Consider the following 15,723-nt stretch of genomic DNA (forward strand, 5'->3'; position numbering starts at 1 on the left):
TTCCTTCTTGTGGGTTCGTTGAGATCACCTGTTATGACCGATGCCATTCGCTATGAAAAAGGCCAGGACCAGATTGTTGTTCTGACCATCGACATGCCGGGACAAAGTGCCAATACCATGAACGCGGTCTATCGCGATGCCATGGCCGTCACCGTTGCCCGTCTGCAGGACGAACACGGGTCGATTGCCGGGGTGATCATCACCTCGGCAAAGCCGACGTTCTTTGCCGGCGGTGACTTGAATGAATTGATCCAGGTCGGCAAGGACCGCGCGCAGTGGTTCCAGGCGATGGTCACTGAGCTCAAGGCGCAATTGCGCAGCCTGGAAACGCTGGGCAAACCGGTGGTCGCGGCAATCAATGGCGCAGCGTTGGGTGGCGGCTGGGAAATCTGCCTGGCTTGCCATCATCGCATTGCATTGAATACCGGCCGTATTGCTATTGGCCTGCCGGAAGTCACCCTGGGCTTGTTGCCGGGTGGCGGCGGCGTGGTGCGCATGGTGCGCATGTTAGGGCTGGAAAAGGCGCTGCCGTATCTGCTCGAAGGCAAGAAACTTGGGGCGCAGCAAGCCCTGCAGGCCGGACTGATCGATCAGCTTGCCGCCAACAGCGATGAAATGCTGGCATTGGCCAGGCAATGGATCATGGCCAATCCCGGCGCCCGCCAGCCTTGGGATACGCCGGGCTATCAGCTTCCCGGCGGTACGCCGGGGCAGCCGAACGCTGCGCAAATGCTGGCTATCGCACCCTCGATCCTGCGCAACAAAACCCAGGGTTGCTACCCGGCACCGGAGAAAATTCTCTGCGCGGCGGTGGAAGGCGCGCAGGTGAATTTCGACACCGCGCTGGTGATCGAGACGCGATACTTCACCGAGCTGGTCACCGGCCAGATCGCCAAGAACATGATTGGCACCTTCTGGTTTCAGCTTAACGAAATCAACGCCGGTCGATCGCGCCCTCAAGGCCCACCGCCTTTCACCGCCCGTAAAGTCGGGATTCTGGGCGCCGGCATGATGGGCGCGGGCATTGCTTATGTCTGTGCCTGCGCGGGTATTGCGGTAGTCCTTAAAGACGTGAATTTCGCCGCCGCGCAAAAGGGCAAGGAGCACTCTGGCAAGCTGCTGGACAAGCAGTTTGCAGCTGGACGCATGGATGCCCAGAAGCGTGACGCGACCCTTGCGCGTATTCATCCCACCGGGCGCGATTCTGATCTGGAAGGCTGTGACCTGATCATTGAAGCGGTGTACGAAGACCGGGAACTCAAGGCCAAGGTCAGCGCCGCCGCGGAGCAGTTCGCGCTGCACAATGCAGTGATTGCGTCGAACACTTCGACGCTGCCGATTACCGGGCTGGCACAGGCGGTGTCCCGGCCTGAGCGTTTTATCGGGCTGCATTTCTTCAGCCCGGTTGAAAAGATGCAACTGGTGGAAATCATCAAGGGGCAGCGTACCAGTGCTGCGACGCTGGCTCGGGCTTTTGATTTCGTGCTGCAAATCAAGAAAATCCCCATTGTCGTGGCAGACAGCCGGGGCTTTTTCACTTCCCGGGTGTTCGCGACCTTCACCCACGAAGGCATCGCCATGCTGGGCGAGGGTATTTCGGCGGCGATGATCGAGACCGAAGCGCGCAAGGCCGGAATGCCGGTCGGGCCGCTGGCGATCTCTGATGAGGTGTCGTTGAGTCTGATGAGCCATATCCGCCAGCAAGCGATCAAGGATTTGTCCGCTGAAGGCAAATCTGTTCCGCAGCATCCGGCCTTTGCTGTCGTTGATCTGCTGGTCAACGAATACAAACGCGTCGGCAAAGCGGCGGGTGCCGGGTTCTACGATTATCCCGAGGGCGAGCCCAAGCGGTTGTGGCCGGAACTGAAAAGTCGCTTCGAGCAAGCGCAGGTGCAGATCTGCGGGCAAGACGTGCGTGATCGCCTGTTGTTCATTCAGGCCATCGAAACCGTACGCTGCCTGGAGGAGGGCGTTCTGCTGTCGGTGGCCGACGCCGACATCGGCTCGATCTTCGGTATCGGTTTTGCGGGCTGGACCGGCGGCGCGTTGCAGTTCATCAACCAGTACGGCATCCAGGCGTTTATTGACCGGGCGCGCTATCTGGCCGAACGCTACGGTGAGCGCTTCGAACCACCTGCACTGTTGCTCGACAAGGCACTCAAGGGCGAGTTGTTCTAAAGGCTGCGAGCGGCGGCGCGACTGCGAATCAGTACAGCAAAGGTTCAGGTAATAAAGCACCGATGGACGAATCGCCCCTTGCCTTGCAGGGCTGGTTCAAGGCAGGCTTTGTCGGTGCATTATCGCCTTTAACGCTTCAGGTACTTTTTCTTATGCCGTTACGCATCTGCATTCTGGAAACCGACGTCCTTCGCCCAGAACTGGTCGAGCAATTTCACGGTTACGGGCGGATGTTCGAACTGCTTTTTGCGCAGCAACCGATTGCCGCCGAGTTCAGCGTCTACAACGTGATGCAGGGCACTTATCCGCCTGAAGACCAGCGTTTCGATGCCTATCTGGTGACGGGCAGCAAGGCTGACTCGTTCGGTACCGACCCGTGGATCGAAACCCTCAGAACTTACCTGCTCGAGCTCTACAATCGCGGCGACAAGTTGTTGGGCATCTGTTTCGGCCATCAATTGCTGGCCTTGCTGCTGGGCGGCAAGAGCGAACGGGCGACGCAAGGTTGGGGCGTGGGTATTCACAACTACACCCTGGCGCCTGCAACGCCATGGATGAGCCCGGCGATGGACAAGCTGACCTTGTTGATCAGTCACCAGGATCAGGTCACCGCGCTGCCGGCCAACGCCACGGTCATTGCCTCAAGTGAGTTCTGTCCGTTCGCCGCGTATCACATCAACGATCAGGTGCTGTGCTTCCAGGGCCATCCGGAATTCATCCACGATTACTCCCGTACCTTGCTGGACATCCGTCAGCAATGTTTGGGTGAACACATCTATCAGCAGGGCATTGCCAGCCTGGACTACGAGCACAACGGCGCAACGGTGGCCGAGTGGATGATGCGGTTTGTGGCACACAAAGCAGCGGTCTAGTTGCAAGCTGCAAGCTACAAGTGGATCAACTCTGCTTGCAGCTTGAGGCTCGCAGCTTGACGCTGCCTCAAAGCCACCCCGACCGCTTGAAGCTGGCGAACAGCGCTGTGCAGCCGCCGACAATGACGCCCAGCACGGTGAAATAACCGTAATGCCAGGTCAGCTCAGGCATGTTCTCGAAGTTCATGCCGTAGATCCCGGCAATCGCCGTGGGGAAAGCCAGGATCGCAGCCCATGCGGCGAACTTGCGCTGCACGATGCTTTGCCGGGATGACTCCAGCAGCAAGCCGATTTCAATGGTCTGACTGGCGATATCGCGCAGATTGCCCAGGTCTTCCATCTGGCGTTTGACGTGAATTTCCACGTCGCGAAAGTACGGCCGCATGTTCTTGTCGATGAACGGGAAATCCAGCCGCTGCAACTCTTCGCCCACTTCCACCATTGGCGATACATAGCGCCGCAAACGCAGCAGATCGCGGCGCAGGCTGTGGATGCGCTGAATGTCGGATTCGTTCAGGGAGCCATTCAGCACATTGTGTTCCAGATCTTCGAGTTCGCAGTGGATCGCTTCGGTCACCGGCTGGTAGTTCTCGGTGACGAAATCCAGCAGTGCATACAGCACGAAGTCCTCGCCATGTTCGAGCAGCAGCGGCCTTGCCTCACAGCGTTGCCGCACCAGCCCGTAAGACTTCGAATGGCCGTTGCGTGAGGTGATGATGTAGCCCTTGCCGGCGAAGATATGGGTTTCGATGAATTCGAGCTTGCCGTTCTCGCGCACCGGCGCGTAAGTCACGATAAACAGCGCGTCACCAAAGGTTTCCAGCTTGGGACGGCTGTGTACCTCCATGGCGTCTTCGATGGCCAGTTCATGCAGGTTGAACTGCTTTTTCAGGCTGGCCAGTTCGCTGGCGTCAGGCTGCTCCAGGCCGATCCAGACGAAGTGGCCCGGCTTGGCCGCCCAGGCAGCACCTTCATCGAGGGTGATATTGGTGACTTTTTTGCCTGCACTGTAAACCGCGGCAGCGACGACTCGGCCCATGTTGGTTTCGCTTCTTTATAGTGTGCTGTTATTGGCGCGATTGGGCGCTCTACTGCATCAGATCAGGCAACCCGGCACGAGTTCGCCGACCGGGAAAAGCCCGCTGCGGCGGGCTTCACGTCCTGGGTCTGGCTTACAGCGAATGCTGCTGATCGGCAACGATGGCCGCGTCCAGGGTATCCAGCAGCGCCTTGCGCACTTTGAGCTTGGTATTCTTGTGCGCGTTCATGTTGATTTTTTTCAATTGCAGCGCGGCAGTGCGGGCGGCGTCCTGCAACTCTTCGACGCTGACCAGCTTGTCGAGAAAACCGGCTTCCAGCGCGCCTTTGGGATCGAACATCTCACCGTTGATAACCGAGCGATGAAAGGCTGATTTACGCAGACGATCCCGCGCGAGCGCAATGCCGGCATGGTGCATGGTCATGCCGATCTGGACTTCGTTCAGGCCGATGCTGAATGGCCCTTCGACGCCAATCCGGTAATCGGCCGACAGCAGCAGGAACGCACCTTTGGCGACCGCGTGCCCCGGGCAGGCAATGACGATAGGGAAGGGGTGTGCAAGCATGCGCCGCGCCAGGGTCGAGCCGTGCTTGACCAGGTTGATGGCCGCTTCGGCGCTGGACGTCATGACCTTAAGGTCATAGCCGCCGGACAGAATCCCCGGCTGGCCGGTGATGATCACCACGGCGCGATCTTTCTCGGCTTGATCCAGCGCAGCGTTGAATGCCGCGACCACGTCAGGAGAAATGGCGTTGACCTTGCCGTTGCTCAAGGTCAGCGTGGCGACGCCGTCTTCCAGGTGGTACGAGATCAAATCACTCATGTCGCGATTCCTTTTTATTGAAGTCAGCAGAAGTTACTCACCCGCAACGGTGAGGTAAAGCGCTGACTACCGGGTCAGTTCGCAATCGCTCGAAGAAACTGCGCGGCGCTGTGATTGCGGATTATCGAAGCGCCGAACGTGCGCTGAACAACGCCACTTTGCCGACCAATTCAACGCTGACATCCGCGAAGTGCTGAGCCAGCGCGCTACGCAGTCCGGCAAGCGTGTCGTGGCGATTACCAAAAATACCCTTCTTGTTGTAGACCGCCATCAGTTTGCTGCCAAAGCCATTATGGTTGGCTTCGTCGCCCAGAATCGTTGCACCGAACAGGACGCCGTTGTCAGCCAGCCGGGATTTGAGATTGCCAAAAACCACCGCCTTGTCGGCCATGGTGCCAGGCAGGCAATGCAGCAGGTAGAACAGCGATATCGAATCACAGACCGCGACTTGTTCTTCATTCAACGGCTGGAATACGTCGTGCTGCACGACTCGGGTGTCTGGACGGCCGAGACGTTGACGTGCGGCTTCAAGGCTGCTGGGGTTCAGGTCGAGCAAGGTCACTTGGGTAGTGGCAGGCAGGTTGGCGTTGGCCAGGTAATAACCTGTGCCAACGCCAACATCCAGATGGCGCGCGCCAACGTGCCGATTGAAAAAAGGCTGGAGCACTTTCCTGGTTGGACACTGCCAGGCAAATCGATTGGAAACTCCCAATACCCAGCCGTCATAGAGCTTCAAGGTCAGGGGCGAATAGACAGCAGCACCGGCTTGAGACGACTGGGTCATGGGGTTCATTCCTCGATGTCATTGAGCTTGCGATATTCATCCCAATCCATGCCCAGCGTCTCGGCTACCTGCTGATGGGCTTCCAGGCGCATGGACTGGAGATGCTCAGGGGATTCCGCAACCAGTTGCAACGCCAGTTCCCAGGGTTCGATGTCGAGGGCTTCGGCTTCATCTTCGAATGCCCATTGGGTCTGCTGCTTCTGTTCTTCGGCGCTCAGATCCTGGATCTCGGTCTTGAGGTCCGGGTTGGTCGTAAGGTATTTCGCCAGGGCGACGTCGTTCCATTCAAGTAGGTTCATGCGGTACTCCTGCAGGTTTGGATCGAGTCGAAGAAGGTCGAACTGCGCAGTTGCAGAGTCGACGGCAAGGCGCGATTGTGCGCGATACCCCGGCTGGCTTCCAGTGCAACGCAATTGGCTTTACGGATAAATCCGAAATTACGGAAAGGTTTGTAGGAGATTGCGCCGCGTGGCTGGCGGCTACAAAGCTTCGGACCGCAACGCCGCCTCCCTCCAACAGAGTCGGCGTTTAAATGCCGTTCGAAGTGGGTCAACCTGCTCCCGCTACACAGCCCTGCCAAACTCGGCGTGATACACCTTGAGGAAATACGCCCACTCGGTATCCGTCCAGGACGAATGACGGCGCAATTGACGCAGGTCGTGGCGTGCAGCTCCCAGGGATGTAATCCGGCGGTGGGATTTTTCCAGATCGAGCAGCGCCAGCTCAAATTGCGGGCCGTCGATGGAGGTAACGACTTTGACGAAAATATGTTTGGATCGCATGCAGCTGTGTTGCCAGTAACCGAGGTGCAGACGCGACAACAGAAACGCCAGTCGCTCGAACAAGCGCAGATGTTCGTCGGGCGTATACCGTTCGCGAGCGCCATCCGCATACCAGGAATCCAGGTCCTGAAACCCGTTGAGGTCCTGCGTAACCAGCACGCCCTGCCAAACGCCATCAACTTTGCGGGCACCATAAAAAATCGGCTTGGGCGCTGCCACATCGAGCTGGTCAAGTTTGGTCAGCGCACGTCCTTCGCGCAGGACCGTCGGCCTGCCGAACGGATAGCGGGGGCTGCGATAAAGGTGGCCGGTCTGACGTTTTACGTAGACGACGGTCCCGTTATGAACGACTCGCTGAACCCCGCTGGTGCCGCTGCGTCGTATGTTGGGTTCTTCCACCCATGGTCCCTGCGTTCCCCACCAATAAGCGAAGTTTTCCTGCACAGCAGACGTCCCCATTACTGTTTCCTGTCCGATTATTATTGTCAGCCAGTCTCATTGAATTGACAGTTTCATTGGAGGATAAAACAACTCTTGTCACGAAGATACGGATAGTTAACTGGCACTGGACGTTGGACATTGAACCAATCGTCATTGGTGTCGACACCACTTGCAGTGGCTTGAGCCAAAGTGGCTGGGGATATTTTTAATGCTGGATCAGCAAGGCTTTGTGCGCCAGTGTTATCGATCCAATGGGACATTTTGTGACTGACCAGTCGTCAGGACCGGAAAAAATAGAAGGTGCTAAAACCGCAAAATCGTGGTCTGAGATGTATCAATTCAAGAAGACCCTGAACATGTCCTGTCTCAAAATCGTTTCAGAAGGAAGCGGTGATCTCCTGAATGACTTGAACACCGCCACCGCCGAGATGATGTCTTTCACTATCGGTGATGTCGGAAGCAGTGAGTGGCAAATCGCTCGGTCACGTCAGGAACATGCGTTCGAGAAGTGGCATCGCTACATCAACAGAAAGCCGACCGTCAAATTTACAGAGCCACGCCTGGCCGAATCTCGTCTGGCTTAGTCGACGGCGGGTTGGTATATCGAGCTTGACGCTGATTGAACTTTAACAAGCGTAAAAGTTCCGACTTTTTTTGAAAGAAGTATCAGCGCTTTCACGCGTTTCTAAGAAGAGGCGAGGGCTTCTAACTTTTAGCCCGGGCCTGGTGCCCGGCAGCGACCGCTTTGCGCTCAGCGGCCGTAACCGGATAGAGAAGCCCTTATTGGGTCTTGATGCTTCAATCTTCTTATTCGGCGCCTTTCTTCAGTGCCGAAATAAACGACGGATCATTGAACAGATCCTTCATGCCAGCAGCCAAAGCCTTATCAAGCGCAAGGCCCGCGTTGTTACCGGTTGCCAACTGAGTGTTCTCTTCCTTGCCTTGAGACATGATCGTGCGGGAATACAAGAGCTTGTTCGCAGCATTCGAAACACGCACAGACAAGCTCAGATCGGCGACCGCATCGCCTGAGAAAAAACCGGTCTTATGGTCGTTGTAGAATCGATTTATCTCGGCGGCCAGCTTGATGTCAGCGGCACCCGTACCTGCCTTGAAGCCTCTGGCTCGTACCTCTTGCTCGATGGCACGGCTCACGGTAACTGTCACATCCTCGTTGGAGGTTATCGGTGCCATTTCCATCCCGTAGCCATTCTTCTTACTGCTTACTTTGGTTTTGTCGATCCTAGCGTCGGTTACCACAACCGAGACTACCGAGCTTCCCGCGCCAGGTACTTGGGCAACCCCCTGTTGCTGTGTGTAGTGCAGATCGATTGTTTCCGACGTCAGCGCGCAGCCGGTCAGGCTGGCAATTGCAGCCAAGGTTAAAAGTGTTCGAATCAAGCGCATCTGCAAATTCCATTTCGTGAGTGATACGGTGATTCTACATTGCCAGCAGCCTATCGCCCATTAAAACTCGCGTAATAAGGTGAATGTTTGATTGGATACGTTGGAAGTCGTGTGGTGGCACATTATTTACAGTGGTAAAGTTACCGCTCATTTTTGGAGTCGTGTCATGAAGTTAGGGAAGTTTGCATTTGCTGTGGTTGTGGTATCGATGCTGGGTGGCTGCATGACTTCGCCCCCAGTGCCCCGAGTGCCACTCAATGATTCGGAATATCAGCGTCTTCCTCAGGTGGGTACGGGCGTGATTGAGGGCCAGGCATTTCTGAAAACACTGGGAGGGGAGGTTAAATACGGCGCAGGCTCTACGGTTTACTTGTTCCCGGTAACCAGCTACAGCGAACAATGGTGGCGTTTAACTCAGATTGAAATGAAACCTATCGCCGCTCCCGACCCGAAGCACGACAAGTATATCCGGACTACTCAGGCTGACGGCACCGGTACATTCAAGTTCACCGATATACCGCCTGGCCCCTATTTCATTGATGCCGAGGTGACCTGGTTTGCCCCAACAGGATACGGTGGCGGTCTGGAAAAACAGGGTGGCGTCATTGCCCACCGTATTAAAGTCGACAACGACAAAACGACCCGGATCATGATCACCCAATAACTCGTATGCCCTGGCAGGTTCAGGGCAAAACGTAGTCGAACTACCCAGCCAGAATATCCGGGCCGCCTTGAGCGGTTTTTTTTATGCGTGGGGCCAGAGCGCGGCATGAACTCACACCGGCCCCGACGGAACCTTCAGAAACGAAAAAGCCCCGACTTTCACAAGAAAAGTCGGGGCCTTAGCGTGTTTCTAATATGGCGGTGAGTGTGTTCCTTAATACGTCGAGCGGCGCACCTCATGTCAGCGATTTCACCATCCGTGACCGGTTCTTTAAAACCCATTTGGCGCATGCGGGTGTGCGTTACCGTGGCCCTGGCCAATGCCGGCATACGTACGCGAGCCAACTGCTTAGCAGTGGAGTCGCTTCGATTGACTGGATCGCAGAACAGATGGGGCACACTAACGGAAACATGATTCGTAAACATTACGGGACCTGGATCAATGAGGGCGGTCCTGATGTCATCAGTATCCTGGAGCACGCTCTAAGGCTAGCCTGACTATCAGGTGGTTGACTGAATCTCAGCTCGACATGCACCGCTAGTTCGTGCCTGAAGGTTTCGCTAGGGCTCGGTTGATGCATCAAAGGCGGCTTTGACACCTAGTGCGACTGCCGCCTTATGGGCCATCCCTCTAAGTCCCTTTTTATTTCCCGACAGAATCTGATACGTCGTGGCAGGATCGAGATCGTGATCCCGAGCAAAGTCTGCCACGCTAATTCCCTGTGCCACCAACCATTCCCTAGCCTCTTGAGGCGTCCTTACTTTGTGCATGTCGCGCTCTAACCATTATCTGATTTATTAAGATTAGAGGCTTAGTCCGAATATTCCTGACCTCTATATCGTTTTCTGACTAGCGGCAAGTAACACGCGTTCAATCGAAATGATCACATCGGCATCTCCACTCAGTCGAGTGATGGCGCCTTCTGAGTTGCTAGGAATCGAGCGTGAAGCATCGCGACTGGCGAATCAGCAAGCACGGTTCGCACGCTAATGGAGCGCCAGAACCGGCGAGACAACAGCTCACTGTCCCATATCTGTCCCATGGAGCGTCCCATGGGCCTTTTTTCAAACCCCAGAAACCACAAAACCCCTGACATTCGCTAGGAATATCAAGGGTTTGCGTTATTTCAAATATGGCGGTGAGGGAGGGATTCGAACCCTCGATACAATTTCTTGTATACACACTTTCCAGGCGTGCTCCTTAAGCCTCTCGGACACCTCACCGAATCTCGTCACACCGTTGGTCTGTCGAGGCGCGCTAATGTAGTCGAAGGCTTAGCCGAACGCAAAGGTTTTTTCAGAATTTTCATGTGCTTAAGCAAATACCGGGAGTTGGCCGCGGGTGCGGGTGGTGTGCGGCCGACTCCTGAAGTAGCAGACCGCTCGGATCAGGCGCCGAAGCCGCCGTCGATGGTCAGGCTGGCGCCGGTGATGTAGCCGGCTTCCGGGCCTGCCAGGTAAGCGACGAAGCTGGCGATTTCTTCTACGTGTCCGTAGCGTCCAACGGCCATCAGCGGGATCAGCGATTCGGCGAAGTCGCCGCTGGCGGGGTTCATGTCAGTATCAACCGGGCCGGGCTGCACGTTGTTGATGGTGATGCCCCGTGGACCGAGGTCGCGAGCCAGGCCTTTGGTCAGGCCGACCAGTGCCGATTTGCTCATGGCGTACACGCCGCCGCCAGCGAAGGGCATGCGGTCGGCGTTGGTGCTGCCGATGTTGATGATCCGGCCACCGTCGCCCATGTGCCGCGCGGCTTCCTGAGTCGCGATGAACACGCTGCGCACGTTGATGCTCAGGGTCCGGTCGAAGTCTTCCAGGCTGAACTCTTCCAGAGGGCCGATCGCCAGCACGCCGGCGTTGTTGACCAGGATGTCCAGGCGGCCGAAGGTTTTTACGGTGTTGTCCACAGCCGCACGGATGGCTTCGGCGTCGGCGCTGTCCGCGTGTATGGCCAAGGCCTTGCCGCCGTTGGCGGTGATGCTGTCTTGCAGTTCGCGGGCCTTGGCTTCGGAGCTGACAAAGGTGAAGGCAACGGCTGCGCCTTGTTCGGCCAGGCGTTTGACGATGGCCGCGCCGATACCGCGTGAGCCGCCTTGAACGAGTGCAACTTTACCGCTGAGGATGGTTTGCTGAGTCATGAGGTTCTCCAGATCGTTGGGGAGTTGATTTGATGGGGCCAGTATCCGGTGTCGATTGCATCGTGAGTAGCGGGTAATTGCGATAGTCTGTGTAAACCAAAAGTTTAGAATCGCCGGTCATGGAAAATTTCAGCAGTATCGAATGCTTTGTGCGCAGCGCCGAAGTCGGCAGCTTTGCCGAGGCTGCGCGGCGTCTGAGCCTGACGCCCGCAGCCGTAGGCAAGAGCGTCGCCAAGCTCGAAGCGCGCCTGGGCGTGCGGTTGTTCCAGCGTAGTACGCGCAGCCTGACATTGACGGAAGCCGGCCGGCGATTTCTCGGCGAGGTCAGCGCCAGCCTCAACACCATCCAGAATGCCGTCGCCAACCTGGCCAGCGCCGAAGGGCAACCGACCGGCACGCTCAAGGTCAGCATGGGCACGGTGTTCGGTCGCCTGTATATCCTGCCGTTGTTGGGCGAATTTCTGCAGCGCTATCCGGCCATAACGCCAGACTGGCATTTTGATAATCGTCAGGTGGATCTGATCGGGCAGGGCTTCGATGCAGCGATTGGTGGCGGTTTCGATCTGCCCCAAGGGGTTGTCGCGCGCAAGCTGGCCCCGGCACATCGCGTGCTGGTGGCGTCGCCGGATTATCTCGCCGAGCACCGGGATATCCGGCATCCCGAAGACCTGCACGACCATCCGGGGATTTTGATTCGCTCGCCGCAGACCGGCCGGATCCGCAGTTGGCCGCTGACCCATCGCAATCAGGAACACAGCCCGCTAAGCCTCAAGGCCCGCATGACCATGAGTGACTCGGAAGCCGCCTGTGCGGCGGCTGAGCAAGGCCTGGGGATCGCGCTCGTCAGCATGCCGTTCGCTGTGCCTTACCTGCGCAGCGGCGCATTGCAGCGCGTGTTGCCGGACTGGTATGTGGATGACGGCAACATTTCGTTGTATTACAGCGAGCACAAGTTGTTACCAGGCAAGACCCGGGCCTTTGTCGATTTTGTCATCGAACAGTTTGCCCGGCAGAATCTGGCTCAGTTGTTCAGCGCGATCTAACCCTTTTCAAACGGAGCCAGGGCTTTTATGGATATTCTCGCCAATGCCGCATTGCTCATCATCGACATGCAACAAGGCATTCAGCACCCGAAACTCGGCCGTCGCAACAACCCCGAGGCCGATGCCAACATGCTCCGGTTGTTGCAAGGCTGGCGCAGCAGTCAGCGGCCGGTGATTCATGTGCGGCATTTTTCCCGCACGCCCACTTCAGTGTTCTGGCCCGAACAGTCGGGCGTGGAATATCAGCCGGAGTTTCTGCCGCTCAACGGTGAAGCGGAAATCCAGAAACAGGTGCCCGACGCCTTTTGCGGGACGTCGCTGGAAGAGTGGCTGCGAACCGGCTCAATCAATCAACTGGTGATCGTTGGGGTCGCCACCAATAACTCGGTGGAGTCCACTGCTCGCAGCGGCGGCAACCTCGGTTTCGACGTAGTCGTGGTCCATGACGCCTGCTTTACCTTCGATCAGGCGGATTTTTTCGGCACGCCTCACAGCGCCGAAGAGGTCCACGCCATGTCCTTGGGTAATCTGCATGGCGAATACGCCACGGTGCTGGCCACAGACGAAATCCTCACGGGTTCTGCAGAAACACCACATAACCTCTGAACCAAGGGCTGTCCTGCAAATATTCCGCTGCCTGCCATTCGCCGCCCTGGATCAGGCCGATCCTGAACGGCAGCCCGAGACGATTCATGCGCGGCAGATAAGCGGCGTAATCGGCGATGCTTTGACGGCCCTGATAGGTTTGCACCACCACTTCATCGATGACCCCTTTGAGCTGGCCGATGACCTCGACGTCGGCGTTGCTGCTCCAGTCCAGCAGGCCGGTGATGCTCAGGCGATAGTTCTGCGGCAGGCGTTGGCGCAGGTCGCGCAGGAAATCGACGTATTCGTTGAGATAGCGGGTGCGCGCGTCGAAGTCGATCTGGATACCGATCACGTTGTTGCCGGCCCGCCGCCAGCGGTCTACCTGTCCCAACAACTGTCGATAGACCGGCTCGGGCCAGCGCAGGGTGTGGGCGCGATACACCACCCAGACCTCAGCCTGAGGCAGCTTCGCAACCGGCATGCCCTGGGCGACGAAGTTGACTCGCCGATGCTGCTCGCTTCGGGCGCTGCTGATCTGCCCTTGCAGCACATACAACGTCCTGGCTTTGTTCAGCACCGGCTGGGAAGACACGCCGCCCCACAACCAGAACGCTTCATAGTCGTCGGCGTTCACCGCAGCATTGGCCGCAGTAATCTGCAGCAAGCAGAATATTGCCAGCCAGAATCGCATTGCGACTTACCAGTAATACTGCAGGGATTTACCCCAGCGCGTGTCGGCGAAACCGCTTTTGAGTTGCTTGAACCAGGCTTTGCGGGCGGCCGGAGTCACCTCCTTGCCACCGCAACCGTTATTGCCGGAAGGCGCATAGCAGTTGATGGCGCGAAACAGCGCATAAGCCTTGTCTTCATGGCCCGCTTTCGGATTGGCGATAACGGTTTGATAGCCGGTCTGGCGGGAGAAAACTTCGCCAGCAAAGCCTGGCGCTGTGCCGCCGAGCAGGTCGGCATGCCGTGCCTGATCCAGCGGCATGCTGTCCAGATTGTTGCGCAGGATGAACTCACCCAGGCAGTTCAGAGCTTGCGGGTTTTTGCCATCGCTTTGCAGGGCGGCCGCCGTTTCGACGATGCTTGGGCACAGGTAACCGGACTCGGCCTTGTCGCCTGTCCAGCGGAACAGGGTCAGCGGCTGACCCTGATTGTAGGTGTAGCTGAGGCTGTAACTCAGTTTGTCTGGCGAAGGCGCTTGCGGCAGCTGCTTGATGTCCTCGGCAAACGCCGCAAACTGGCTGCGCAGCAGTTCTTTGTAGAGCAACACGAACAGCGCGGTATTACGTTCGGTGTCGTTCCGGCCCTGGGTAATTTGCTGGCGCAGCAGATCGGCGTCGGCGGTGTGGCTGAGCAGGATATAACGGACCTTTTCCGACGTGATCGGCGAGTCCGCAGCAAAGACTTTGGCCAGCTGCTGGTCTCGTTCGTAGCTCATCGCCAGTGCCAGTTCGAGCTGCTCGCGTTGCAGTGGCAGCTTCGCCAGCGGGATCAATTGCAGCCACAGGGTTTGTGCTTCTTTCCATTCCTGATCGGCTTGCAAAGCCAGGCCGCGCAGCATCTGCTGGCTGAACGCGAGGTAATTCAGTTCGTCCGGTATGGAGCTGGGCAGCAATTGCAGCGCACTAACCGCGTCGTTCTCCACATACAACGCGAAGGCGGCCTGCAAATAGGTAAACAGTTCGGGCTGCTGGGCGAAGGTGTCTTTTTGTGCAAGCAGGGCGGCTTTGGTCAGTTTGTTTTTCGACTGGCCGCGCATCCACATCAAATCGTTGACCGCCGCGAACAAGGGCGTCTTGAGAGCCTTGGTATTCACTGTGATCATTTTCAGGTCGGACTCGCGAATCAGCGGCTCATAGCCGGCGGCGTCGAGTTTGAAATCCTCGCTGTCTGAGAAAAACAGCGTGTTGTAGTCGGCCGCGAGCCTGGCGTTGTCGTTCATCAGCCAGTGAACCCGGCGCAACAAGCCTGTTGCGCTCGTCGAGTAGCGGCCGAACGGATTGGCATCGACGTAGTTGAGGAAGGCGCTCTCGGCACGCAGTGCAGCGGCCTGATCGACACGTTCGACCTTCAACTCGCCGTACTCGAACGCCTTGTCCTGAGCCAGGCTCAACTCGCTACGGCCGATCATGTACAGCGCCGTGTCTTTGAGCCATTGCTGCGGGTTATCAGCGAGCAGGGTGAAAGCCTTGGTCGCGTCAATGAAGCGCCCGCTGTAAAAATCACCCGCTGCAGTGAGGTAGCCGAGAAAAGCCTTGCCCATGGGCGACTTGATGTCACCCGGCAGCAGGTTGTTCAGTTGATCCGGTTCCCAGGCACAGGCGGAAAGCATTTGAACGCGGCTGCTGGCCAGGGATGCGCGTTCGGCCGGGTTGAGTTCAGGGGTGTTGACCACCTGGCGAATGAAGTCGCCGGCGCTGGCTTCGTTGTTGCTGCGGCAACGGCTGCCTTCACCATCGACCAGCGAATCGCCGGCCACGTCCGTGGTTTCGCGCTTGACGCCCAGCGTGTCGAGCATCGCCTGCAAGCCGACCACGCCATTGTCTGCATTCTCCGCAGCGCCCTCCGGCAGCTCTTCCTCGGTGCCGCCTGCGACTGGCGCCAGACGGTAAAAGGCGAATGGCACCTCGCCATAGCCTTCAGCCAGATCCTCTTTGTTAAGCGCCGCTGGCGTCAGCTCCAGGCGCCCGGCATTGGCCAGCAACAGTCGCAGGTTGACCGAGCTGTCGTTGCCGGGGCTGAGAAAGGGCAGGTTACTGCAGACATCCAGATCGTTATTGAGAATTGACCAGTTCGGGTAGCAGGAATCGTCGCTGCTGGCCTGAGCCTGGACACAAACGGTGGAACCCACGACAAGTGCCAGGGACGTCAGCAAGCGGTTATGCATGGAAAATCCTTAATCCAGAGACCCATAGGCGAGCGCCGGGATCATACCTCGCCGCCTCCGACAGGACGCGGG

16 protein-coding genes, 1 tRNA gene and 1 pseudogene are annotated in these 15,723 nt (G+C 57.5%); 7 read left to right on the top strand and 11 right to left on the bottom strand.

Features of this window, described 5'->3' with window-relative positions:
• Window positions 1-33: 33 nt before the first annotated feature.
• Entirely contained in the window at window positions 34-2,178 is a 2,145-nt protein-coding gene (locus CFII64_RS14300; RefSeq protein ID WP_020291505.1) for a 3-hydroxyacyl-CoA dehydrogenase NAD-binding domain-containing protein, read from the top strand.
• A 152-nt stretch (window positions 2,179-2,330) separates the two neighbouring features.
• A complete protein-coding gene (locus tag CFII64_RS14305; protein ID WP_020291506.1) occupies window positions 2,331-3,050 on the top strand; it encodes an amidotransferase in 720 nt (239 codons plus the stop codon).
• Between the two features lie 67 nt (window positions 3,051-3,117).
• On the opposite strand, the gene CFII64_RS14310 is transcribed toward CFII64_RS14305, so the two are convergent.
• The 5 genes from CFII64_RS14310 to CFII64_RS14330 all read right to left on the bottom strand — a co-directional run bounded on the left by CFII64_RS14310 (window position 3,118) and on the right by CFII64_RS14330 (window position 6,937).
• The gene (locus CFII64_RS14310) at window positions 3,118-4,089 is read right to left on the bottom strand and encodes a magnesium and cobalt transport protein CorA (RefSeq protein WP_020291507.1); all 972 of its coding nucleotides are present in this window, start codon (window positions 4,087-4,089) and stop codon (window positions 3,118-3,120) included.
• Between the two features lie 133 nt (window positions 4,090-4,222).
• Window positions 4,223-4,912 (bottom strand): crotonase/enoyl-CoA hydratase family protein, encoded by a 690-nt coding sequence (locus CFII64_RS14315; RefSeq protein WP_020291508.1) that lies wholly within the window; start codon window positions 4,910-4,912, stop codon window positions 4,223-4,225.
• A gap of 121 nt (window positions 4,913-5,033) precedes the next feature.
• Complete coding sequence (locus CFII64_RS14320; protein ID WP_020291509.1) at window positions 5,034-5,696, bottom strand: bifunctional 2-polyprenyl-6-hydroxyphenol methylase/3-demethylubiquinol 3-O-methyltransferase UbiG; 663 nt, start codon at window positions 5,694-5,696, stop codon at window positions 5,034-5,036.
• A 5-nt stretch (window positions 5,697-5,701) separates the two neighbouring features.
• Window positions 5,702-5,995: a DUF6388 family protein gene (locus tag CFII64_RS14325; protein WP_020291510.1), complete on the bottom strand. Its 294-nt coding sequence runs from the start codon at window positions 5,993-5,995 to the stop codon at window positions 5,702-5,704.
• Window positions 5,996-6,259: 264 nt separating this feature from the next.
• Entirely contained in the window at window positions 6,260-6,937 is a 678-nt protein-coding gene (locus CFII64_RS14330; protein WP_020291511.1) for a lipopolysaccharide kinase InaA family protein, read from the bottom strand.
• A 245-nt stretch (window positions 6,938-7,182) separates the two neighbouring features.
• On the opposite strand from CFII64_RS14330, the gene CFII64_RS14335 reads away from it, so the two are divergent.
• A complete protein-coding gene (locus CFII64_RS14335) occupies window positions 7,183-7,503 on the top strand; it encodes a hypothetical protein (protein WP_156883190.1) in 321 nt (106 codons plus the stop codon).
• Between the two features lie 223 nt (window positions 7,504-7,726).
• Here the strand turns inward: CFII64_RS14335 and CFII64_RS14340 are convergent, their stop codons facing one another.
• Entirely contained in the window at window positions 7,727-8,326 is a 600-nt protein-coding gene (locus tag CFII64_RS14340) for a YajG family lipoprotein (protein WP_020291513.1), read from the bottom strand.
• A gap of 91 nt (window positions 8,327-8,417) precedes the next feature.
• Between CFII64_RS14340 and CFII64_RS14345 the strand changes: the two genes are divergently transcribed.
• Together CFII64_RS14345 and CFII64_RS14350 are read left to right on the top strand one after the other, a co-directional pair.
• Window positions 8,418-8,990 carry a hypothetical protein gene (locus CFII64_RS14345; protein ID WP_156883191.1) on the top strand — a complete coding sequence of 191 codons (573 nt, stop codon included), beginning with the start codon at window positions 8,418-8,420 and terminating at the stop codon, window positions 8,988-8,990.
• Between the two features lie 206 nt (window positions 8,991-9,196).
• Window positions 9,197-9,487 (top strand): annotated as a pseudogene (locus CFII64_RS14350) (site-specific integrase); the annotation flags it as partial.
• Window positions 9,488-9,550: 63 nt separating this feature from the next.
• Here the strand turns inward: CFII64_RS14350 and CFII64_RS14355 are convergent.
• From CFII64_RS14355 to CFII64_RS14365, 3 genes are all read right to left on the bottom strand, one after another.
• The gene (locus CFII64_RS14355) at window positions 9,551-9,760 is read right to left on the bottom strand and encodes a DNA-binding protein (RefSeq protein WP_020291516.1); all 210 of its coding nucleotides are present in this window, start codon (window positions 9,758-9,760) and stop codon (window positions 9,551-9,553) included.
• Window positions 9,761-10,123: 363 nt separating this feature from the next.
• Window positions 10,124-10,213 (bottom strand) — tRNA-Ser (locus tag CFII64_RS14360).
• Between the two features lie 164 nt (window positions 10,214-10,377).
• Window positions 10,378-11,127 carry a 3-oxoacyl-ACP reductase family protein gene (locus CFII64_RS14365; RefSeq protein ID WP_020291517.1) on the bottom strand — a complete coding sequence of 250 codons (750 nt, stop codon included), beginning with the start codon at window positions 11,125-11,127 and terminating at the stop codon, window positions 10,378-10,380.
• 119 nt (window positions 11,128-11,246) lie between these two features.
• On the opposite strand from CFII64_RS14365, the gene CFII64_RS14370 reads away from it, so the two are divergent.
• Together CFII64_RS14370 and CFII64_RS14375 are read left to right on the top strand one after the other, a co-directional pair.
• Complete coding sequence (locus CFII64_RS14370) at window positions 11,247-12,170, top strand: LysR family transcriptional regulator (protein ID WP_020291518.1); 924 nt, start codon at window positions 11,247-11,249, stop codon at window positions 12,168-12,170.
• A gap of 27 nt (window positions 12,171-12,197) precedes the next feature.
• Window positions 12,198-12,776 (top strand): cysteine hydrolase family protein, encoded by a 579-nt coding sequence (locus tag CFII64_RS14375; RefSeq protein WP_020291519.1) that lies wholly within the window; start codon window positions 12,198-12,200, stop codon window positions 12,774-12,776.
• On the opposite strand, the gene CFII64_RS14380 is transcribed toward CFII64_RS14375, so the two are convergent.
• Both CFII64_RS14380 and CFII64_RS14385 read right to left on the bottom strand, forming a co-directional pair.
• Window positions 12,742-13,449 carry a DUF3142 domain-containing protein gene (locus CFII64_RS14380; RefSeq protein WP_020291520.1) on the bottom strand — a complete coding sequence of 236 codons (708 nt, stop codon included), beginning with the start codon at window positions 13,447-13,449 and terminating at the stop codon, window positions 12,742-12,744. The two genes, CFII64_RS14375 and CFII64_RS14380, sit on opposite strands and share 35 nt — an antisense overlap.
• Before the next feature lie 6 nt (window positions 13,450-13,455).
• Window positions 13,456-15,651 carry a hypothetical protein gene (locus CFII64_RS14385; protein ID WP_020291521.1) on the bottom strand — a complete coding sequence of 732 codons (2,196 nt, stop codon included), beginning with the start codon at window positions 15,649-15,651 and terminating at the stop codon, window positions 13,456-13,458.
• Window positions 15,652-15,723: the final 72 nt, after the last annotated feature.

This window comes from Pseudomonas sp. CFII64 (assembly GCF_000416235.1).
Lineage (GTDB): Bacteria > Pseudomonadota > Gammaproteobacteria > Pseudomonadales > Pseudomonadaceae > Aquipseudomonas.